At 67.5% G+C, this 21324-nt stretch carries 17 protein-coding genes; 6 read left to right on the forward strand and 11 right to left on the reverse strand.

The annotated features are described in order from the left end of the window. Positions 1 to 7: 7 nt before the first annotated feature. The 7 genes from ABRZ00_RS03135 to ABRZ00_RS03165 all read right to left on the reverse strand — a co-directional run bounded on the left by ABRZ00_RS03135 (position 8) and on the right by ABRZ00_RS03165 (position 9739). Positions 8 to 2839 (reverse strand): PP2C family protein-serine/threonine phosphatase, encoded by a 2832-nt coding sequence (locus tag ABRZ00_RS03135; protein WP_368641162.1) that lies wholly within the window; start codon positions 2837 to 2839, stop codon positions 8 to 10. Then, positions 2829 to 3575, reverse strand: a complete 747-nt coding sequence (locus ABRZ00_RS03140) for a hypothetical protein (RefSeq protein WP_368641161.1) — start codon at positions 3573 to 3575, stop codon at positions 2829 to 2831. Before ABRZ00_RS03140 ends, ABRZ00_RS03135 begins: the two co-directional genes overlap by 11 nt. Then, on the reverse strand, positions 3572 to 4699 hold the full coding sequence (locus ABRZ00_RS03145) for an alanine racemase (RefSeq protein WP_368641160.1): 1128 nt from the start codon (positions 4697 to 4699) through the stop codon (positions 3572 to 3574). Before ABRZ00_RS03145 ends, ABRZ00_RS03140 begins: the two co-directional genes overlap by 4 nt. Then, positions 4696 to 5370: a hypothetical protein gene (locus ABRZ00_RS03150; protein WP_368641159.1), complete on the reverse strand. Its 675-nt coding sequence runs from the start codon at positions 5368 to 5370 to the stop codon at positions 4696 to 4698. The genes ABRZ00_RS03145 and ABRZ00_RS03150 overlap by 4 nt, the downstream gene beginning before the upstream one ends. Beyond that, positions 5367 to 6428 carry an ABC transporter substrate-binding protein gene (locus ABRZ00_RS03155; RefSeq protein WP_368641158.1) on the reverse strand — a complete coding sequence of 354 codons (1062 nt, stop codon included), beginning with the start codon at positions 6426 to 6428 and terminating at the stop codon, positions 5367 to 5369. The genes ABRZ00_RS03150 and ABRZ00_RS03155 overlap by 4 nt, the downstream gene beginning before the upstream one ends. Further along, positions 6425 to 8704, reverse strand: a complete 2280-nt coding sequence (locus ABRZ00_RS03160) for an MFS transporter (protein ID WP_368641157.1) — start codon at positions 8702 to 8704, stop codon at positions 6425 to 6427. Before ABRZ00_RS03160 ends, ABRZ00_RS03155 begins: the two co-directional genes overlap by 4 nt. A gap of 96 nt (positions 8705 to 8800) precedes the next feature. Beyond that, positions 8801 to 9739, reverse strand: a complete 939-nt coding sequence (locus tag ABRZ00_RS03165; RefSeq protein WP_343838267.1) for an EamA family transporter — start codon at positions 9737 to 9739, stop codon at positions 8801 to 8803. A gap of 39 nt (positions 9740 to 9778) precedes the next feature. Between ABRZ00_RS03165 and ABRZ00_RS03170 the strand changes: the two genes are divergently transcribed. Continuing rightward, entirely contained in the window at positions 9779 to 10228 is a 450-nt protein-coding gene (locus tag ABRZ00_RS03170; RefSeq protein ID WP_368641156.1) for a PaaI family thioesterase, read from the forward strand. Continuing rightward, on the forward strand, positions 10225 to 11211 hold the full coding sequence (locus ABRZ00_RS03175) for an LLM class flavin-dependent oxidoreductase (RefSeq protein ID WP_368641155.1): 987 nt from the start codon (positions 10225 to 10227) through the stop codon (positions 11209 to 11211). The genes ABRZ00_RS03170 and ABRZ00_RS03175 overlap by 4 nt, the downstream gene beginning before the upstream one ends. A gap of 12 nt (positions 11212 to 11223) precedes the next feature. Here ABRZ00_RS03175 and nadE read toward each other — a convergent pair whose 3' ends face one another. The 4 genes from nadE to ABRZ00_RS03195 form a co-directional block, all read right to left on the reverse strand. Then, positions 11224 to 12030, reverse strand: a complete 807-nt coding sequence (gene nadE / locus ABRZ00_RS03180) for an ammonia-dependent NAD(+) synthetase (RefSeq protein WP_368642802.1) — start codon at positions 12028 to 12030, stop codon at positions 11224 to 11226. A 152-nt stretch (positions 12031 to 12182) separates the two neighbouring features. Further along, on the reverse strand, positions 12183 to 13802 hold the full coding sequence (locus ABRZ00_RS03185; protein ID WP_368644427.1) for a patatin-like phospholipase family protein: 1620 nt from the start codon (positions 13800 to 13802) through the stop codon (positions 12183 to 12185). Positions 13803 to 14063: 261 nt separating this feature from the next. Then, positions 14064 to 15776, reverse strand: coding sequence for a dihydroxy-acid dehydratase (gene ilvD / locus ABRZ00_RS03190; RefSeq protein ID WP_368641153.1), 1713 nt, complete (start codon positions 15774 to 15776; stop codon positions 14064 to 14066). A 119-nt stretch (positions 15777 to 15895) separates the two neighbouring features. After that, entirely contained in the window at positions 15896 to 16606 is a 711-nt protein-coding gene (locus tag ABRZ00_RS03195) for a Crp/Fnr family transcriptional regulator (RefSeq protein WP_368640180.1), read from the reverse strand. Positions 16607 to 16658: 52 nt separating this feature from the next. On the opposite strand from ABRZ00_RS03195, the gene ABRZ00_RS03200 reads away from it, so the two are divergent. The 4 genes from ABRZ00_RS03200 to ABRZ00_RS03215 are packed head-to-tail and all read left to right on the forward strand — an operon-like array spanning position 16659 to position 21272. Continuing rightward, positions 16659 to 17654: an ABC transporter substrate-binding protein gene (locus ABRZ00_RS03200; RefSeq protein WP_368641152.1), complete on the forward strand. Its 996-nt coding sequence runs from the start codon at positions 16659 to 16661 to the stop codon at positions 17652 to 17654. Next, complete coding sequence (locus ABRZ00_RS03205; RefSeq protein ID WP_368641151.1) at positions 17651 to 18436, forward strand: ABC transporter permease; 786 nt, start codon at positions 17651 to 17653, stop codon at positions 18434 to 18436. The genes ABRZ00_RS03200 and ABRZ00_RS03205 overlap by 4 nt, the downstream gene beginning before the upstream one ends. Next, entirely contained in the window at positions 18429 to 19100 is a 672-nt protein-coding gene (locus ABRZ00_RS03210) for an ATP-binding cassette domain-containing protein (protein ID WP_368641150.1), read from the forward strand. Before ABRZ00_RS03205 ends, ABRZ00_RS03210 begins: the two co-directional genes overlap by 8 nt. A gap of 54 nt (positions 19101 to 19154) precedes the next feature. Continuing rightward, positions 19155 to 21272 (forward strand): TonB-dependent receptor family protein, encoded by a 2118-nt coding sequence (locus tag ABRZ00_RS03215; protein WP_368641149.1) that lies wholly within the window; start codon positions 19155 to 19157, stop codon positions 21270 to 21272. The last annotated feature ends 52 nt before the right edge of the window (positions 21273 to 21324 follow it).

Below are 21324 nucleotides of genomic sequence, written 5' to 3' on the forward strand. Positions count from 1 at the left end.
ACACGCGTCATCCGCCCCGATAACGCAGGCACAGGCTGGTCACATCGTCGGTCGGATCGGTGCCGTCCTCGAATGCGCGCACGTCGGCGATCACCGCGTCGATCAGAACGTCCAGCGGCGCATCCGGATCTTGCGCGCGCAACAGGCCGGCCAGGCGCTCCTCGCCAAAAACCCGACCCTCGGGGTTGAAGGCTTCGGTGATGCCGTCCGTATACAGGTACAGGCGATCGCCCGGCTTCAGGTACAGGGTCTTCTGGACATAGGGCATGTCTTCTTCGATCCCCACGGCAATGCCCTGCGTCGGCGGCACGACCGACAACTCGCCCCGTTCATCGATCAGCCAAGGCATATGGTGGCCGGCATTGACGTAGTCCAGCCGGCCATCGCGCAGGTCCAGCGTTGCGTAGAACAGGGTCACGAACAACATTTGCTCGTTCTCGGCGGCCAGCAGCGCATTGACGCGCTGGACGCAGTCCGCCGGCCGGCGGACGAAGCGCGCCGTGGACTTCAGCAAGGTGCGCGAGATGGCCATGAACAGGGCGGCGGGGATGCCCTTGCCCGAGACGTCGGCGATGACGAACCCCAGATGATGCGGGTCGAGCATGTAGAAATCGTAGAAATCCCCCCCCACGTCGCGGGCCGGGATGATCCGGCAATCGAGCTCCATGCGTGGATCGTCCGGCATGGTGCGCGGCAGGATGCTGAGCTGCACGGCGCTGGCGATCTGCAGCTCCTGCTGCAGCCCGGCCAGCTTCGTCTTGGTGATCAGGGCATCGCGCAGTTCGATCACCATGTCGGACAACCGTTGGTGCTGCTCGACCAGCCGGCGGCGCAGGTCGCCCATGACCTCGGCCAGACGCCGCAAGCCGCCGCCTTCCTCGGACGAATGACCCAGCCGGTCGATCAGCGCCTGGACCTCCTGGCGGCTCACCGAATCCATCGAATCGGCCAGGGCCCGCAGTTCGCTGGCCATGACGGCCTCCTGGAGACGGCGAATACGCGCCTGCTGCGCCTGATCGCGCGCCAGTTGCTGCGTCTTGTGGCGGAAGGCGGCGATGCTGCGCCCCACGCTTTCGATCTCGTCCCGGCCGCCCGTTGCGGATCGCCCGGCCGTTTTTTCCGGCGAACCGCTGAGCTCATCCAGCGTCTGGAGGGAATCCTGCAGCGGCCGGAAGCTGCGCCAGATGATCCGGTGGATCAGCACCAGCCCCAGGATCGCCAGACCAGCGGCCAGCAGCAGCGTCAGCCTGCCCAGCGTCATGCTGGGTTTCATCAGGGTCGTGACATCCTTGAGCGACAGGAACAAACCGCCTGCGCTGCCGGAGATGCTGGTGACGGGCGTCGCCGTCAACAGCAGGATCTTGCCCTGGTCCTCCAGAGTCCGGTATTGCACATCCTGCGTCGTCAGCGCCAGGCCGAGACGCGACCACAGGCCGGGTCCGGTGCTGGCGACCATGCGCCCCCGGGAATTCAGGAAGTGGACGCTATAGCTTTCGTCGTCTCTGAAGGGATCGATCTGCTGGATGGCCCGTTCCAGAGTGCGCCCGCCGATCAACGCCCAGGTTCCTCCCTGAAGCTTGACGGGCTGAGCGGCCAGCAGCATGGTCAGGTTGCCGTCCAGATTGCGCAATCCCCTGGCTTTCCCTCCGGACAGCACGTTGTCCAGCGTTCCGGCATCCAGCGGGGCCGCCTCTGTGGCGGCGCCCTGCAGGACATACACCTGGCGATTGGGGTCGACGAGGGCCAGGTAGTCCAACGAAGGTTCCGGGCCGGGGCGCGCCTTCGAGGGGCCGGCCGAGATATCCAGCCGAGGGCTCAGGGCATGCAGCCGGCCGGAGATATCCCGCGTCTGGGACACCAGAAACTGCGACCACAGGGCGCTCTGGTCTTCCAGACCGAGATTGGCGGCCTGCTGGCGCAGCAAGTGTTCTCTCAGCGCCTGCAGGCCCGACAGCGACCCGATCACCAAGGCGAAGCCCAAAGCGATGATGAGCGTCAGGCGCAGGCGCAACGACAGGCGGCGGGAGCGGTCCGGCGGAGCGATCTGCACGCGCGGCGCGGGCTCCGGAGGCAGAATGCCCAGGGCTTCGAGCCGGGGCCGCGCCCGTCCGTCGAAATCGACGGCCAGCAGGGATTCGGCCTGATGCGCCAGATCGGCCCGCCGTCGCGCGACGCTGGCCGCCACCGCCTGCAGGCCGTCCCAGGCCTGCCCAAGAATGTCGTACGTTTCGGGACGAGGCCCCGGGACCGATGCAATCAGATCATCGGGCGCCGTCTCGAGCAGGGTTGTCAAGGCGCGCCGGTGACGCCGGAGACGGGCGCCGTGAAGCGCGGTGCTCAGACCGCCCAGCAGCGCCAAGGGCAGGATCAGCCACAGCATACTGCCCAGCAGGGAGGCGTACGAACCGTTCAGCACCGGGGGAGACGCCTCGACCTTCAGGGTGCCGATCCGCTGTGAGCCGGCCTGCAGCTCCGTGCTGACGGACGCCGCCGCTCCCACACCGGAGCGCCGGGCGACCCCCAGGATATTGCCACTGTCATCGGTCAGCTCGATGAGGGTGAGCTGGGGCACGTGCTCCAGCGTGCCCTCCAGGCTGCGGCTGATGGCCGGGATGGCGTCCAGCGGAATGCCCAACTGGGCTGCCCGGATGAACTGTCTGCCCAGGGCGCGTCCGACCGATGTGGCCAGATCGCGGGATTGCTCTTGCACGGCGGATGCCACGGTATCCTGGAGACGCCCGAGCAGAATGCCGCTGGCCAGGCTCGCCGCAACCAGAACGATCAGGAACCCTCCGGCGGCATCGCGCAGCCAGGCACGGACACCACGGTTATTCGGCATGGTCCAGCTCCTTCATCTGCTGCAACTTCCCGTCCAGGGCCTGCGAGGTGGCCCGATGGCGTTCGCTGGCCCTTCGTGCGGCGGCGACCAGGGGATCCCGATCCCCGCCGGGAGAAGCCTCGCCCCGCAGAATTGCGCCGACCTGCGCAAACGGCCTCAGGCGGCGGCGCGCCAGCCAGACCCCCCCCAGGCCCGACACCAGCATGGCCAGCCCCGCCAGCGCCAGCGTAGGCAAACCCCGGGCAAGCCAGGCCTGCAGGCTGTAGGCCTGCTCCGTATGCGGCGCCACCAGGACCAGGCCGCCCGCCTTGCGCCCCAGTTCATCGCGCAACACGACGCCGCAACTGCGTGCATGCTGATCATCGATGCACCAGACGCCCTTGGAATCGGCCCCCTGCGCCCAGGCCTGCGGTATGGCGCCGCCCAGTTTTCCCTGGTCCGTGCTGTAGAGCACCTGCTGCGACTCGCCATAGATGCTGATGTCCCGGATGTCCGGCATGCCGGATTTTTCGCGTTCGATCAGCCGCTGCAGGCTGGAGCTCTGCTCCAGACTCAGCCCCAGGGTCAGATTGGCCTCGACGGTATTGCGCAGGTTTCCGAGCACGTACTCTTCATGGGCCTCGCGCGTCTGGTCGATGGCCTGCTGCTCGATGCGCACGGTCAACAGGGTGGCGCCGAATACGGCGACCAGCGCGCAGCAGGCCAAGGTCAGGATCAGGAGCAATGGAGTCTTCATGGCAGGCTTTCCGACAGACGAGAGGCAAAGGGCTGGTCAGGACGAGCAGCATGATAGCGTCTGCCACACCCGGTGGCGGTCGCGATCAGCATAGCGTTGGCGGGCAGGCCGGCCAGCGCCGCCAGGGTTTCGAGCCGCTGGTGTTCGCCGAATATCTCGGCCCATTGTCCCGGAATGGCCAGGTCGACCGGCAGCCCGGTCACGTCCACGCCGATCAGCCCCATGGAAACGCCGCCCACGACAGGCGCACGATACGGGCCAAAATACACCGCGCCGCGGCTCATCAAGGCATAGGGCAGGCCATGGGCGTAGCCGATGCCCAGGGTTGCGACGCGCATGGGGCCCGGGCAGCGGAATTGCCGATCATAGCCAATACCGGCCCCGGCAGGCAGGTCGGCGACCTGCAGAACCGGCGCGCGCAAACTGGCTACGGGCAGCAGGGGCAGGTCCAGCGAGGGGCTCGTGTCCACGCCGTACAGGGCGCTGCCCACGCGGGCCATGTCGAGATGATGCTCGGGGCATGTGAAGACGCTTGCCGAGATGGCCAGGCTGCGGGCGGCCCGGGGCAACGGCGCGATCAAATCCAGAAAGCGGTCGTGCAGATTCTGCCCGTCCGCCCCCTCGGGCGCGCTGAAGCTGGCCGGCTGGGTGATCCAGGCGCGCACCCGCAACGGCGCCAACCCCTGCTTCGCGAGGCGCGCAACCGCCTCGGGCCTCAGGCCCAGGCGCCCCAGGCCGGTGTCCAGCGCGATGGCGACCGTCAAGGCGCCCGCGCGGCGCGCTTGCGCGATCTCATCCAGATCGTTGAGCACGGGGATCAGGCGCTGAGTCCGGCAGTCTCTCGCCGACGCACCGCGCAGGCCGGTCAGAACGAAGACTTCGGCGGCCGGCGCCAGCGCGCGCACGCGACAGGCCTCATCGTAGCCCAGGGTCCAGTATTGCCGACAACCTCGGTGCGACAGTGTCGCGACAACCGGTTCCAGCCCCAGCCCGTAGGCATTGCACTTGACGACGGCGCCCAGAGCGGCGCCGGTGTATCGGTCGCGGACCGTCTGCCAATTGTTCGCCAGACGATCCAGGTCGATCTCCATCAAGGGGGAATCCGCACGCGCAGCCACGGTCATGAGCCGGCGCCCTCCGGAGGCACGAGGACGCAGCCGGCCTGCGCCAAGAGCCTCCCGCGCCAGCCCTGTGACAACAACCGGTCTTGTTCGTCCAGCAGCAATTCATCCAGCGAACGGGCGGCGGACGCATCCCCCCCCGCTGCGGATGTGTCCGCCATCCTGGCGCGGCGGGCCATCAGGTAGCGCAGCGAATCCTGATAGACCCGGCGCAGGCGCCGGATTTCGAAGCCTTCATGCAGCAGGCTGCGCCAGCTCGCCGGATTCGACGGCGCAGCCGTGGCGTAGAGGTAAGCGTCGGGATCGGCCAGTTCGATGCGGCGCCGGATCAGCGCGCATTGCAGACGCACACCACGATAGGCTTCAGCGACCGAGGACCCAGCCAGCTTCTGGATGCGCGCATCCTCGGGCCAGCCCAGCCAGAGATCCGGACGGGTGCCTGGGTCGGGGCCATCCTGCAGCACACCATAGGCCACCAGATCGCCGGCCGGGTCGCAGACACCGACGATCCTTCCCGCTCCCTCCAGAAGCGCGGCGAAGAATTCGGGACTCTCGGGCCGGACCTGATCGGGGCACATACCCCGGATCGCCTGCGTGTGCAGCGCGACGATCCGGTCGAGATCCCCCGGACCGAGAAGACCCCAATGCAACTCGGAAGACACGTGGCGGGTCATCCAATATGCTCCGTCGTCACCGGAGCCCGGGTGATCACATCGGCGTAGTTCAGCATTTCAATGGGCGGGTAGAACCCCCCCAGCGCCTTGGCCGTATACAGGTTGATCAATAGGGCGAACCGCTTCAGGGTTTCAATGGGAATCTGCCCGGCGGGAACGCCTTGGTAAAGAATGGCCTCGGCTTGCACGGCGGCCAGCCGCCCGACGGAACGATAGCGGCTGACCAGGCCGGTCAGCGCCGAGAATTGCCGGACGGCGAGCTCGGTGACACCGAAGGTCGGCAACTGTTGCTCGATGCTGGCGGGGATCACCCGGTCGTAGACCGTGCCCAGGAAGGTATCGGGCACCAGATAGAACCATTCGGCACCCTCTTCCCGCAATTCGGCGATCAGCCGCTCGACGCCCTCTGCGGTGGGACGGCCCGCGTCATCCAGCACGAAATGGCGATGAATGGCCGTGCGGTGGGTGGCGGCGCACAAGGCATCCATCTCGGCGGCAATCGCCCGGGAGTTGGGCTCGGTCGTGGAGTACAGCAAGCCGACCCGGTCGAATCCCCGGTAGGCCGCCATGGCTTTGACCTGGGTTTCGGTGGGCACCACGTGCACGGCCCCGGTGATGTTGCGGCCTTGCTGCGTGAGCGCCGGCACGATGCCGGCGGCCACGGGCGCGCTCACCAGGGCGAATACGACCGGGATGCCGCCCACATGGCCGGACGGATCGGGATCGCGCCACGTTCCCGCCACGCCCAGGGTCAACGGCGTGCCCCACGTGTAGATCAGATCGGGCGCCAGGCCGGGAATCTCGTCCAGGATAGCGGGCAGCCGACGGATGTCCTGGCCGACATCCCGGTGGACGATATCCGGGTTCTTGCCCTGCCCCCGCAGGTATTCCAGGAAGCCGTCCTCGACTTCCGTGCGCCCCCGGTAGGTGATCATCAGGATGCGGCGCCGGCCCGCCGCACGCGCCACCAGGGGCGCGGCGCCTCCCAGGAAGCCGGTGGACAGGGCGGCTCGCAACAGGCGCCGGCGGAAAAGAGAAGAGGGAGCGGAAGCTTTCATGAGAGACGGCCGGAGGGATTGAAAGTGGAGCGCCATTGACCATAACCGTAGAGCAGGGCGCCGCCGGTGGTCAACAAACCGAACAAAGCCAGCGTGGGCGCCGCGCCGAGCAGACCCAGCGCCGCGCCGGCCAGGGCCGGACCGGCGGCGGATCCGCCGCGCTCGACCAGGCGGAACAGCCCCAAAACCTGGGCGGAATGGCGGCCCTGGCCATGGTGGGCGTAGGTGGCCATCATGGACGACTGGGGCGTAATCGACAAAGCCTGGCCCAGCCCCAGGAGAAACAGGAAAGCCATGATCGAGCCCAGGCCGGGCCAGAGCACAGCCGGAACCACCCCCAGGCCGGCAATAAGCCCGCCCAGAATGATCTTGCGAGGCCGGGTATCGCGCCCGGGCGGTTCCCCCCAGCGGGCGAACAGCGGCACACACAGAACCATCATCAGCGGGTAGATCATCTGGACCCGGCCGATGCTGGACAGCGAATAGCCTTCTTCGGCCAGGATCAGCGGAACCAGGAAAAAGCACAAGGCCGCAAGAATCAGTTTGGTCGGCACCGCGCAACCCAGCAGCAGGGCGCGCAAGCCGGGAATGCGCCAGATATCGCGGAACACCCCCGGCGCCGTCCGGACGGCATGCGGCCGTCCGGACGACCGGGTTGCAGACATCATGGCCCGCGCCAGGCACAGCGCAGTCAGGCACAGGCCGGCGGCAGCCAGGAATGCCGCGCCGGTGCCGAAGTGCTCGGCCAGGAAACCGCCGATAGGCGGCGCGCACAAAGCGGCGGTCAGAATGGCGCGAATGAAAAGGGCAAGCCCCGCCGTGCGGGCGCCGGGATCGGCTTGATCGACGATGTACCCCTGCGCCGAGGTGAAGACCAGCGTGAAACCCAGGGCGCTGAAGGCCCGGGCCAGAAGCAGGCCCGAATAGGAGTCGGCGAAAGCGCACAGGCCGTAGCCGAGACCCGCCATGCCCGCGCCCAGCATCAGCCCGCGGCGGCGGCCCAGCGATTCGGACCAGAGGGCCATGGGGATCTGACCCAGCGCGACGATCGCCATGAAAACGACGATGGGCAGACTGACGAGCAGCGGCGCATGGGCGCCGCCGGCCGGCAGCAGCCCCTCGGTCAGGCTGGGCAGGAAGGGGCGATTCAACTCCTCGGCCATCATGAAGACGAACAGGACGCTACGGACTTGTTCAGCCGGCGGCGCAGCGCCGGCGTGCGCGGCGACCGCACCGGACGGCCGCCGGAAAGCACTCGTCTGTGTCAGCAGCGACAGCAGCTCGAAACCGATCAGCAAAGCCACCAGGCCCAGAAAGGCCGTGTCCAGCAGCAGGCCATGGATCTGGTCGGCGGCATGGCGGTTGTCGGGCACCACCTCCAGGACGGCTACTGCGAGAGCGGCCACTGCGGCCCCCTGGGCAGGAATCGGCAGCAGCAGGCGCCCTTCCGGAGCGTCCGCCTCGTCAATGCCGTCGGGCGGGACCACCTGCAGTTCGATCCGTTCCAGCTCGGGGTAATGCCGCCTCAGGGACTCGAAATACTCGGGCACGCCCTGCAATTGATCCAACGGGATCCCCAGCGCCAGCGCCTTGTCGATCAAGGAACGAGCCCCGTTGCCGATCGACTCGACTTTGGCCTCGATCAAGGGGTTCAGCGTGCGGTCGATAATGCGCGAGGCCTGATGATCGATCAAGAGCAGCCCCCCTCCCAGGATGAGGGCCAGCGCCAAAGGCAGGCGCAACCGGCCTCGCCCGGCGCGGCCGGCGCGCAACGCCAACGCAGCCAGGAAACCCAGCAAAGCGGCGCCTGTCACGACAGGCAGGGCGTACCCGCGCATGTCCTGGCGGATCGCCGCGGAGGGAACCTCCAGAGCACGGGGATCGTAGCGCAGCAGGATCCGCCCGGCGGGCAGCCCAATATCGTCGAGCAGCGTCTGCCCCAGCGTACCGGGCGGCGCGGGTTCGGGCATGACGCCCTCGCTGTAGAGCCGCCGCCCCCGGGCATCCTGGACGGCCATGCCGAGGATGTCGGCATCCAGGGCGCGTTCGCGCCGCAGGGCGGCGCCCAGGGTGCCTTCCTGGCTGTCGAGGCTCACCCCCAGCGAGGCGGCATGCATGGCGCCTTCGGCGGTACGGTCCAGCGCAATGGCGAAACGGGATTCGAGGATGCCGCGATAGGCCTTGAGCAGCGAGCCTTCCGTCATCCAGGCGCCTGCGGCCAGGCAAGCCGCAATCAACAAGCTGAACAGGAATGCTGGAATCAGCGGAAAACGCATGAAAAAGGTCGTGCCCTTGTAAACGCCCGCCCGGGGCGGGAAGCATGATTGATGCTGAGTCACAAAATCGCCCGAAAAGTTCCAGCCTGCACGTGTTCAGCGGCCCGCCCGCACGACCCCCACACTGGCGGCCACCACCAGACTGGTGCCCAGCATCTGGCCGATCCCCATGCCCTGGCCCAGAAAGAGCCAGCCCGCTATCGCGCCGACGGCGGGCTCCACGCTCATCAACACGCCGAACATGGCGGCCGGCATGCGCCGCAGCGCCGTGATCTCCAGGATATAGGGCACCAGCGGCACCAGCACCGCCAGACCCGCCGTGAAGAGCAGTTGCTCCCATGGAAAGCGGGCGGAGCCGGTCTCGGCCACGGCAAAAGGCAGAGACAGCAGCGCGGCCGCCGCCAAAGAGACGGCCAGCCCCTGCAGGCCTGGAAACGCCGGGCCGATCCGCTTCATCATGACGATATAGACCCCCCAGCCGACCGCCGCCAGCAAAGCGAACGCGATGCCCACCGCATCGGTGCCGCCGGGCAGATGCGTGTCGCCCTGCACCAGCAGCCCGATTCCGATCGCCGCCAGCAGCGGCCAGGCCAAGGCGCGCCAGCCGCGCGCACCCAGAGCGGCCACCGCCAAGGGGCCGCAGAATTCCAGCGCGACGGTCAAGTGCTGGGGCAGGCGCTCGATCGCCAGAAAGAAGGCCAGGGACATGACGGCCATGGCGGCCCCCAGGATCAACGCCGCCCGCCACTGGGCGGCGCCGTAGCGGTGCAAGGGCGGGCGCACGAACAGCCACAGGGCCAGCGCGGCCCAGCACAGACGCAGGCTGGACGTGCTGAGCGCGCCGTAATCGTGGATCACCGGCACGGCCAGCGACACGCCGGTCTGGACGCTGATCATGGCGGCCACGGCCAGACAGACCGCCAGGCCGATGCCCGGGCCGGGCAGGCCGGCCGCCGGACGGCGGACAGCCCCGGCCGGATGTTGGGAAGCGGAAGAAAATGGCTTATCGTAGGACACAGCGAAGTTGGATTCCATGACCGGAATGCTTGCGATTCACGACTATACAGGACACTCATGACGCCACCGACCGCCGCACCGGACACCGCCGCCCTGCGCGCCCTCATCCAGGACCACTTCGACCGCTCGGGCCTGATGCGCCACCTGCGCGCCCGCCTGGGCGACGTGGCTCCGGGCCGCGTCCACGTCCATCTGCCCTACGGCCCCAACCTGACCCAGCACCTGGGCTATTTTCACGCTGGCGCGACATCCTCGATCGCCGACGCCGCCGGCGGCTTCGCCGCCATGACGCGGTCGCAGCCGGGCCACACGGTGCTGTCGGTGGAGTTCAAGATCAATATGCTGGCCCCCGCGCGCGGGGAATCCCTGGAAGCCGTTGGCCGCGTCGTGCGCGCGGGGCGCACGCTGACCATCGTCCAGGTCGATGTCTACGCCTTGAATGCCGGCGAGAAGACGCCCGTGGCCCTGATGCAGCAAACCCTCATGAATCTGCCGGAACCCGCATGACCCGTCCTTCGATCCCGTTTTCGGTCCTGGACCTGGCCCCCATCGCCGAAGGGGGCAACGCCGCCGAGGCCTTCGCACACACCGCAGACCTGGCCCGCCACGCCGAAGCCCTGGGCTACCGCCGCTACTGGATGGCCGAGCACCACGGCATGCCCGGCATCGCCAGCGCGGCCACCGCCGTGCTGATCGGCCATGTCGCCGCAACCACCTCGCGCATCCGCGTGGGCGCAGGCGGCATCATGCTGCCCAACCACTCCCCCCTGGTGATCGCCGAGCAATTCGGCACGCTGGCCACGCTGCATCCCGGCCGCATCGACCTGGGGCTGGGACGCGCCCCCGGGTCGGACCAGGCCACCGCGCGGGCGCTGCGCCGGACGCTGGATTCGGACCCCGACGCCTTCCCGCGCGACGTGGCCGAGCTGATGGATTATTTCGAGGGCCGCGCGACGGTGCGCGCCGTGCCCGGCGAGGGTTGCGCCGTGCCGGTCTGGATCCTGGGATCCAGCCTGTTCGGGGCTCAACTGGCCGCCTTGATGGGCCTGCCCTACGCCTTCGCTTCGCATTTCGCGCCGGCGCAGATGATGGATGCCATCGCCCTGTACCGGCGCCATTTCCGCCCCTCGCGCCACCTGGACCGGCCTTACGCGATGCTGGGCTTCAATGTGTTCGCCGCCGATACGGATGAGCAGGCCCGTTTCCTGGCGACATCCTGGCAGCAGTCCTTCGTCAACCTGCGTGCCGGCCGGCCGGGGTTGCTGCCCCGGCCCGTCGAGGGCTATCTGGAATCCCTGCCGCCGTCCGCCCGCTCGCTGCTGGACAGTGTCTTGTCCTGTGCCGCCATCGGTTCGCCGGACACCGTCGCCGCGCAGATCGGCGCCTTCATCGAGCGCACCCGGGCGGATGAACTGATGATCACCAGCAATATGCACGACCATGCGGCCCGCCTGCGATCCTACGAAATCACCGCCGGGCTGGCCGCCTGACGCCGCGAAGGGTCAGGGTGCGATCGGCAGGGCGCGCTTATGAGCGCTGCGACGCCAGGCGGAGACGATGATATCGAAAATGCCGGGCGGGACGTCCCGGCCCTCCAGGAAATCATCGATCTGCTCGTAGCTCACGCCGAAGGCGTCCTCGTCGGGTTTGAGCGGCGTGAGCAGTTCGAGATCGGCGGTGGGCACTTTGAAGACCAGCTCACGAGGCGCCCCCAGGGCGGCCGCCAGCGCCCGCACGCGGCGTTTGTTCAAGCCCGCCAGCGGCGTGGCGTCGGCGGCGCCGTCGCCGAATTTCGTGAAAAACCCCATCAGCGCCTCAGCGGCATGGTCGGTTCCGACCACCAGCCCGCCGCGCGCGCCGGCCACGGCGTATTGCGCGATCATGCGTTGCCGCGCCTTGACGTTGCCATGCAGAAAATCCTCTTGGGCCGCATCGCGAAAAGTCTGGCCGCCGGCCCGCACCGCGGCCAGCATCGCATCCGAAGCCGGCCGCACATCCACGGTCAGAAGATCGTCGGGCCGGATGACCGCCAGGCCCGCCTGGGCATCGGCTTCGTCCAGTTGGACGCCGTAGGGCAGCCGCATGGCCACGAAGCGGGCCTCCCCGCCTTGCGCGCGCACGCGCTCAACGGCGCGCTGGGACAGACAGCCTGCCGTCAGGGAATCGACGCCGCCGCTGATGCCCAGCACCAAGGCGCGAGCGCCTGTGGCGCGCAGCAATTCAGCCAGGAATTCCACCCGCCGCTCGATTTCAGCCGGGGCATCGAAGGCATCCCCCACGCCCAGGGCGAGGCGGATATGAAGCTGCAATGCGCGTTGTTCTTCATTCAGCAAGACGGCACTCCGGGCTGGTCAACCGACCAGCAAGGCATATGAGACGGAAGGATTCGGCCCCCGCCGGGGATCGAACTCAATAAGATACCAAATAAACATCCGCCCCATGCAACGAGACGCCCCGGAATTCAAGACTTGCGCTGCTGCGTCTCGTGCTGCGCAAGCTCGAACAGCATCAACTCGAATTGATAACCCGCATCGTCACGGCCTTTGGGATAAGCCCCCGGTTCCGGTACCGGTCCTTCCAGAATGGCCCGCTTTTCCCGATCATTCAGTTGCATGAAGCACTCCAGGGGCGACGAGAACTCCTCGGCATAGGCCTGGCCGCGCCGCAATGCGATCTGCTCGCGCATTTTCAGCGCAGCTTGCGCTTGCGCGAGGCCCCGCCGCGTCGAAGACGCATCCAGATCCAGCGTGCCCATATCGCCGTGGAAGACGACGAAGGCATTGGGGCCCGCTTCATGCAGCTTGAGCCTGTCCTGGTAAGCCGACCATCCGTAGTCTGGATTGCGTGCCACCAACCCCGCAAGCTTGTCCTTTACCCACTCCAGGCCGAACGAAGGCGGTTGGGGCGTCTGATGCAATATCCGATAGGCCTCTCCGCCATTATCGAAGGTCAATACGGCCGTGCGTGCCCTCGCATGCTCCAGCCTCTTGCCTTGCAAGCCTTGCGTGACGACTTCGACGGGCATATTGCTGCCCACGCCGCCGTCGGTGAACGTCCTGAGGCCGTGGCCGTCGCCGGGATCGAAGTCCACCGATTTGAAATAGACGGGAAACCCCATCGATATGCGGCCCGCCACCGCAACCGGCACATCCGGCGTCGTCTGCGCATCGAAGTACATTGTCCGGCCTCGGGTCACATCCCAACCCGTGAGGGTCAGGTTCTTGAACCGGTCCGGCTCCAGCCGATGCAGCAAGCGCAGATCATTGAAGGTGATCATCCGCCCGCTGCGGTCGGCGCCATCATCCTGATGGCGCAATTGTGCGAGACGATCAACGGCCCCGTCCCCCTCGGCAAGGCGCAAGCGTTCGAGCCTGGTCTGGAAGGCGTCACCCGCCCAATGCGCGCTGAGGTAGCCCGATACCTGCTCCGCCGTAGTCCGATCCAGAAGTTCCAGGACTCGCCCGGCCTGGAAACCGGGCCGCCAGCTCGTATCGAACATGGGATAACGGGCTTGAAAACCGTCGTCTGGCGAGCCCCGCATCGCCTTCCCATCGAACTTGTCCGCAAGCGCCTGCAATGCCTGGATATCCAGACCCGACGCCAGGCCCAGCGCGGTGAGCGCGCCGACCGAGGAGCCCACCAGATGCTTGATCCCGCCGAGCATGCCGGCATCCCGCATTTCGGCCAGAACACTCGTATTGCCGACCCCCTTGGCGCCGCCGCCACGAAACACCAGGGTTTCCAATGGCGGGGCCTGACGGATGACGGTAAAGCCCACCAGCCTGTTCCCGGCATCGTAGCGGGGGATGCCCTGCGGCCGGATGTCGTAGGTCGACGCATCGACCGATCGCGGATTGCGCCCTTGCAGTTCTTGCAATTGGCGCTGCATGTCGTCATTGGCCTGCAGGGACGCTGCCCGGACGCCCTCTGGGGAAAGTTCGACGCTGCGCCGGAACGGGCCGGAACCGGCTGGACTGCGGTTGATGGGCGCAGAAAGCGGCCCCGCATTCCCGAGATGGAACTCCGGCTTGCGTGGCAGGCCGACAAAAACACCGTGCGAATCGATCCGGTCGAGAGACATGGCTGCCCTCCCATCCATCAAGATCGATAGGCAAGGCCCATGGTCCGACCGGCAAGGCCGGCGCCCCTCCTTCTCACGAGCAGCCTTCCAGCATTCATGGCTCCGGCTTCGGCCGGCGATGTCCTCCGACTCATGTGCGCTCCTTTTATTTTTTATGTGCAGCAGTGCCTGCTTTCTACATGAGTCACTTGAAGCGCGTAATGGTTCCCCGCCCAAGATGCGAGGCCGCGGCCGAAACGCCTCGGGCTCCCCGCCGCGGGCTCATCCCTTGGGGGAGCCCGCGGCCGCCCTGCCTTCAAAGCGGTCCAGCACCGCGCCGGTACTGGCGTCGGAGCAGTTGAAGGCGAACTTGGCCTGAACCCCGCGCGTGTAGCGCGGCGCGGGCGGCGTCCAGGAAGCGCGCCGCGCGGCCAGGACCTCTTCGGATACATTCACCTGCAGCAACTGCCGGTGGGCGTCGATGGTGATGGAATCACCCTCTTCGACCAAGGCGATCGTGCCGCCCACGGCCGCCTCCGGCGCCACATGGCCCACCACCATCCCCCAGGTTCCCCCGGAAAAGCGGCCGTCGGTGATCAGGCCGACGGAATCGCCCAGGCCCTCGCCCACCAAGGCGCTGGTGGGCGCCAGCATCTCGGGCATACCCGGCCCGCCCTTGGGCCCCAGGTAGCGCAGGATCAGGACGTCGCCCGCATGGATCTTGCCCGCCAGGATGGCATCCATGGCGGACTGCTCGTCGTTGAACACTCGCGCCGGACCGGTGATGGCCGGATTCTTCAAGCCGGTGATCTTGGCCACGGCGCCCCGCTCGGCCAGATTGCCTTTCAGAATGGCCAGATGGCCCTCCGCGTACAGCGCCTTGTCCAGCGTGCGGATGACGTCCTGATCTGCGCGCGGCACATCGGGCACATCGGCCAAGGTCTCGGCCATGGTCTTGCCCGTGATGGTGATGCAATCGCCATGCAGCAGGCCCGCATTCAACAGCAGCTTCATGACTTGGGGCACGCCGCCCGCCTGGTGGAAATCGACCACCAGGTATTGGCCGCTGGGCTTGAGATCGCAGATGACCGGCACGCGGCGGCGCACGCGCTCGAAATCGTCGATGGTCCATTCGACCTCGGCGGCGTGCGCGATCGCCAGGATGTGCAACACGGCGTTGGTCGACCCCCCGGTGGCCATCACCACCGCCACGGCATTTTCGATGGATTTGCGCGTGACGATGTCGCGCGGTTTCAGATCGAGCGCCACGGCCTTGAGCAGCGCGCGGGCCGATTCGGCGGCGGAATCGGTCTTTTCCTGGTGCACGTTGGCCATGGTGGAGGAATACGGCAGGCTCATGCCCAGGGCCTCGAAGGCCGAGCTCATGGTGTTGGCCGTGTACATGCCGCCACAGGATCCGCTGCAGGGGATGGCATGGGTTTCGATGTTGCGCAGGTCGGCCTCGGACATGCGGCCGGCCGCATGCTCGCCCACGGCCTCGAAGACGCTGACGATGTTCAGGTCCTGGCCGCAATAGCTGCCCGGCAGGATGGTGCCGCCGTAGACATAGATCGAAGGCACGTTGGCGCGCAGCATGCCCATCATGCCGCCCGGCATGTTCTTGTCGCAACCACCGATCACCAGCACGCCGTCCATCCATTGGCCCTGGACGCAGGTCTCGACACAATCGGCGATGACCTCGCGGGACACCAGGGAATATTTCATGCCTTCGGTGCCCATGGCCATGCCGTCGGAGATCGTCGGCGTGCCGAACATCTGGGGATTGCCGCCGGCTTCCTTGATGGCGGCCGCGGCCGCGTCGGCCAGGGGCTGCAGGCCGCTGTTGCAGGGCGTGATGGTGCTCTGGCCATTGGCGATGCCGATCATGGGCTTGTCGAAGTCGGACTCGGTATAGCCGAGCGCGTAATACATCGAGCGATTCGGCGCCCGGGCGACGCCCTGGGTAATGTTCGAGGAACGCAGCGGTTTGGCCATGGCGGGATCCTTTCGGGAAGTCGGTACGCAATCTTTCAGTTTAAGGCGACTTCTTCCGATCAGGCCGGACACGCGCACACCGGGCGCGGGTATTGGTCTTGCCCGGCGAGCCCCGGGGCTCAGAAGCTGCGCCGGACCGGTTGCGCCAGATCGTCGAGGAAGGCCAGATCGTGCAGGGTCCAATCCCGGCGCGCGCCGGTGATGCGGCCCTGCGCCACCCAGTCGGCCAGCAGCCGGCTCAGTGTTTCCGCGCGCACGCCCAGGTGCGCGGCGAGCTGGCGCTGCGTCAGGGGCAGACGCACGGATGCGTCTTGCCCGGGCCGCAGCCTCAGCAGGTAGTCGGCCAGGCGCTGCGCGGCGGTGCTGTCGCTGAACCACTCGACCTCGTTCACCCGCTGATAGACCCGGTCGCTCAAGCGCGCCAGCAATCGCATGGACAGGTCCGGCCAGGCACGGCAGGCCGCCTGCAGGCCGGACCGTTTCAGGCACAGCGTGATCGCATCGCCGCGCGCCCGGGCATTCATCGGATAGCGGCCATGGGTCATGAACATGGCGGTCTCGGCCAGCAACTGCCCGGAGCGGAAGATGTGGAAGACGCGCTCCTGCCCGTCCTGGGTGTGGCGCAGCACCTCGATGCCGCCGCTCAGGACATACAGGTATTCGATGGCGTCCTCGCCTTCGCGAAACAGGACGTCCCCGTCCTCGACATGCAGAACGGCGGCGTCGCGCAGCAGCAGGCGCGCCACTTCCGGCGGCGCGTCGCGAAACAGCGGGTGCCCCAGCACCCGGCCGGGAGAATCTGCGGCGGAATTGACTTTTGTCATTGTCATTCAGTGTCTCAGGATGTGACTATACGCGATTGATAATAATTCGCATTCAATCATGTGGGAATCCCTTCGTGCATCATACCGCCTGGCCCGGCTCGGCCTGCTCTGCGCCCTGTTGGGCGCAGGCCTGTCCGTGTCGGCCGCCCCGCGTGAACACCTGATCCTGGCCGGCCCCACGGCCGCCGTCAGCTTCCCGCTGATCCACATGGTCGAGACCGGCGCCCTGGCGGAGTGGGCCGGCGCTGTCCAGTTCCGCCACTGGAAGAGCCCCGACCAGTTGCGCGTGCTGCTCGCCAAGCAGGAAGTCGATTTCAGCGCCACGCCGGTGAATCTGCCCGCCATCATGGCCAACCGCGGCATGCCCGTGCGCCTGCTGAACGTCTCGGTCTGGGGCCTGTTGTGGTTCATCAGCGCCGATCCGGACGTGCGCACGGTGGGCGATCTGGCCGGCAAGCCGCTGTTGACGACCTTCCAGCGCGACCTGCCTGCCCTGCTGCTCGAACGCCTGCTGGATGCGCAAGGCCTGAGCGGCGAACGCGCACCGGTCCTCCGCTATGCGCGCGACGCCCAGGACGCCATCGCCCTGCTGCTGACAGGCGAAGCCTCCAGCGCCCTGTTGCCCGAGCCGTCCGTTTCGCTCCTGCTGGCACAGAACGCGCGCCAGGGCGGCGCCGCGCTGCACCGAGTGCAGAGCCTGGAGACCGCCTGGCGCGAGACGTTCCCCGGCCATCCCGATCTGCCTCAGGCCGGCATCATGGCCAATACCGGCGTGGCCGACGACCGCGCGCTGGGCGCGGCTTTCGTGCGCGCCTATGACCATTCGGCGCGCTGGTGCAAGGCCGAGCCCGCCGCCTGCGCCCGCCTGGCGCACAAGCACCTGGACTTCCTGCCGGTCGAGGCCATCGAGGCGTCGATCCGGGTCACCCGCCTGGAAAGCCGCGAAGCCCGTGCCGTGCGGCCCGACCTGGAAGCCCTCTACGGCCTGATTCTGCAGCACAACCCCGAAGCCGTGGGCGCCCGCCTGCCCGATGCCGGATTCTACGGACCATGAACCGGATGACCGCGCCGGACCGCCTCAAGCGCACCTCCAGGCTCTGGTCCACGCTGGGCGTGGTCCTGATCTTCGGCGGATGGGAGCTTGCCGCCCGCCTCATGGGACCCATGCTGATGGCGACGCCGCTGGAGGCCTTGCGCACGATCGGCTCTCTGGCCGGCGATCCGGGCTTCTGGTCGCACAGCCGGGACAGCCTGGCGCGCATCGCGCTCGGCGTGAGCGTGGGCTGCAGCATCGGCTTCGTCCTGGGCGTGCTGGCCGGCCACGACGCGCGCCTGCGCGGCTTGCTGGAACCCCTGCGCTGGCTGCTGATGGCCATCCCGCCCGTGGTCGTGGTGGTGCTGGCGATGCTCTGGTTCGGTCTGGGTTCGGGCATGGTGATCTTCATCACCATCCTGATGATGGCGCCCGGCATGTATGTCAACACGGTCAAGGGCATGCGCATGATCGACGCCGGCCTGCTGGAAATGGGCCACGTCTACCGCTTCGGCGCCTGGACACGGCTGCGCCACATCTACCTGCCCGCGCTGGCGGCGCCCTTGACCGCCGCGCTGCTGATCGCCGCCTGCGGCGGCGTACGGCTGGTGGTCATGGCCGAAGTCCTGGGCGCCGAAAGCGGCGTGGGCTACGCGCTGGCCAATGCGCGCAGCACCTTCGACAGCGGCCGGCTCTACGCCTGGGTGCTGCTGATCCTGGGGCTGGTGGCGCTGCTGGAATTCCTGCTGTTGCAACCGCTCCAGCGCCGCCTGACCCGCTGGCAGGAGCCCAGCCATGCTTGAGATGCGCAACCTGAGCCTGGCTTTCGGGCCGCGCGCCGTGTTCGACGACATCCGCCTGGAGGTCCGTCCCGGCGAACGCATCGGCGTGATCGGCCCCAGCGGCGCAGGCAAGAGCAGCCTGCTGCGCGTGGCGGCCGGCCTGTTGAAGCCGGACGGCGGAACCTGCCGCAATACCTTCCAATGCACCCGTCTCGTCTTCCAGGAGCCCCGCCTGCTGCCCTGGCGCAACGTGGCCGACAACCTGGACATTGCCCTGCGGGCGGGCGGCGTCGCCGCCGGCGAGATCGCCGCGCGGCGGGACCGCTGGCTGGGCCGCGTGGGACTGGCCGACTCGGCGCAAGCCTGGCCCAGTGAACTGTCCGGCGGCATGGCCCAACGCGCCGCCCTGGCCCGCGCCCTGGCGCTGGAGCCCGACCTGTTGCTGCTCGACGAACCTTTCAGCGCGCTGGACCCCGCCCTGCGGGCCGATCTGGGACGGCTCTGCGCCGAACAAGCACGCGCCACCGGCGCCGCCCTGATCTGCATCAGCCACCAGCCTTGGGAACTCGCCGGCCTGGTGGACCGCATCTGGCGGGTGGCCGATGGCCGCATCGCGGAGCAGCCCGCGCCCTTTGGCCGGCTAGGCGCGCCCGACCACGACGCGCCGCCCGCCTCCGGCAGCTAGCGGAATTTTTCCACTCTCTTCTTCACTTTTCCTTCGACCGAGGATTCCCAAAAAATGAGCGCCCCCTACGCCCGCACGCCCCTGGCCCTGGCCTTGACGCTGGTCGCCGCCGGCCTGACGCCGGTTCATGCCCAGGAAGTCCAGCGCCTCAATCCCATCACCGTCAGCGGCGATGCCCAGGCTACCCCCTTGAATCCCGGCATCACGGCCGAACGCGCCCGCCTGGACGGCGTGGCCGGCGGCACCAACCTGATCGAACCGCAAAGGGAAAGCCGCCTGGTCACGTTGAAGGACGCCCTGGACTACCAGCCGGGCCTGGTCGTCCAGGAATTCTTCGGCGGCCTGGACCAGCCGCGCTTGAACATCCGCGGCTCGGGCATCCAGAGCAATCCTGTGAACCGGGGTGTCATGCTGCTGCAGGACGGCCTGCCGCTGAACGAGGCCGACGGCTCTTTCGTGATCGGCTTTCTCGAGCCGCGCAATGCCCGCCTGATCAGCGCGCGCCGGGGCGCCAACGCCCTGTCGCCGGCCGCCACCACCCTGGGCGGCGAACTGGATTTCCAATCGCTGACGGGCACGGAAGGCGATCTGCTGCGCGTGGAAGGCGGCAGCTTCGGGCGCTTTGGCGCCCAGGCCGCCAAGGGTTTTCGCAGCGGCAACCTGGATGGCCGCCTGAGCGTCACCCGCGACCAGTACGACGGCTACCGCCATCACTCAGACTCCGACCGCACCGGCGTGCAAGGCAACTTCGGCGTCCAGGGCGACGGTTTCGAGAACTGCACGTATCTGTCGTATGTGGATCTGGATGTGGATATCCCGTTCGTGGTGACGCGCGCCCAGATGGAATACGACCCGCGCCAAACCAACGGCGAAGGGGTCGCAGTGGGCTCGCCCTTCAACCAGCTCGATATCGGCAAGCGCCACCCGCACCGCAAGTCCTCGCAACTGCGCGCCGCCAATCGCACCTATTGGGGCACCGAAACCCTGAACAACATCTTGGGCGTCTACGCGCAGACCATCGACGACACTTTCCAGGATCCGATGACCTCCACCGTGACCGACGGCATGACCTACGGCGCGCAGTGGCAGCTCGCGGGCAAGTACCGCGCCATCGACTACCGTGTGGCCCTGGACTGGTCCCGCAGCAACATGGACCGCGACCTGTACACCGTCAACAAAGAGACGGGCAACCGCAAGACTCACTACGGCAATTACGACCTGCAGGCGGAAAACCGCAGCGCCCTGCTGGGCTTCGCCTGGCACGTCAACCCGCAATGGACGGTCGTGGGCGACGCCAAGTTCACCCAGGCGATCCGCGATGCGCGCGAACGGACCTCGGGCAATACGCTGGATCAGGACTGGAACTACGTCAGCCCGAAGCTGGGCCTGGTCTGGCAGCCCGTCGACACGCAGCGATTCTTCGTGAACGTGAGCCGCAGCAACGAAGCGCCCACTTACTGGGAAATCATCAGCGCGGGCAGCCCGCCCTCGCCCCTCAACGATACGCTCGGGAAAACCGGTCTGAACAAACTGAAGCTGCAGCGCGCCGACACCGTCGAGATCGGCGGCGAAGGCCTGCTGGGCAGCGGCCCATCCGCGCCGCACTGGGCGCTGACGTTCTACCACAGCGATGTGAAGGACGAGCTGATGGCCGTCAGCACCGCCAACGGCACACCGTCAGGCACCTACAACTACCGCGGCGGCACCCGCCACCAGGGCATCGAACTGGGCCTGAATGGCAGCCTGCCCGCCCCTGGCGCGGGCGCGGCCTTCGACTACCGCATGGCCTACACCTTCAGCGACTTCCGCTTCAAGGGCGGCGAATACGCCGGCAACCGCATCGCCGGCGTGCCGCGCCACCTGGTGAGCGCCGAACTGCTCTACCGTATCGGCGGACTGCGCTTCGGCCCGAACGTGCGCTGGATGCCGGCCGACACGGAAACCAACCATGCCAACACGCCGGACACTCAGCAAGACAGCTACGCCCTGCTCGGCTTCAAGGTGGACTACCAGATGGGCAAGCACTGGCAAGCCTACCTGCAGGCGGACAACCTGACGGATGAGACCTATGCCAGCGCTTTCGTCATCCGCAACACCGGAACGACCGCGATGCCCACCTTCCTGCCCGGCAACGGCCGCAGCATCACCGCGGGGGTGAGCTACAAGTTCTGATCCTGACCGGCCCCTCCGGGCGCCGCCCAGTCCTCAGAGGCTGTGCGGCGCC

The sequence above is a fragment of the Castellaniella ginsengisoli genome, assembly GCF_040955415.1.
GTDB lineage: Bacteria > Pseudomonadota > Gammaproteobacteria > Burkholderiales > Burkholderiaceae_B > Castellaniella > Castellaniella ginsengisoli.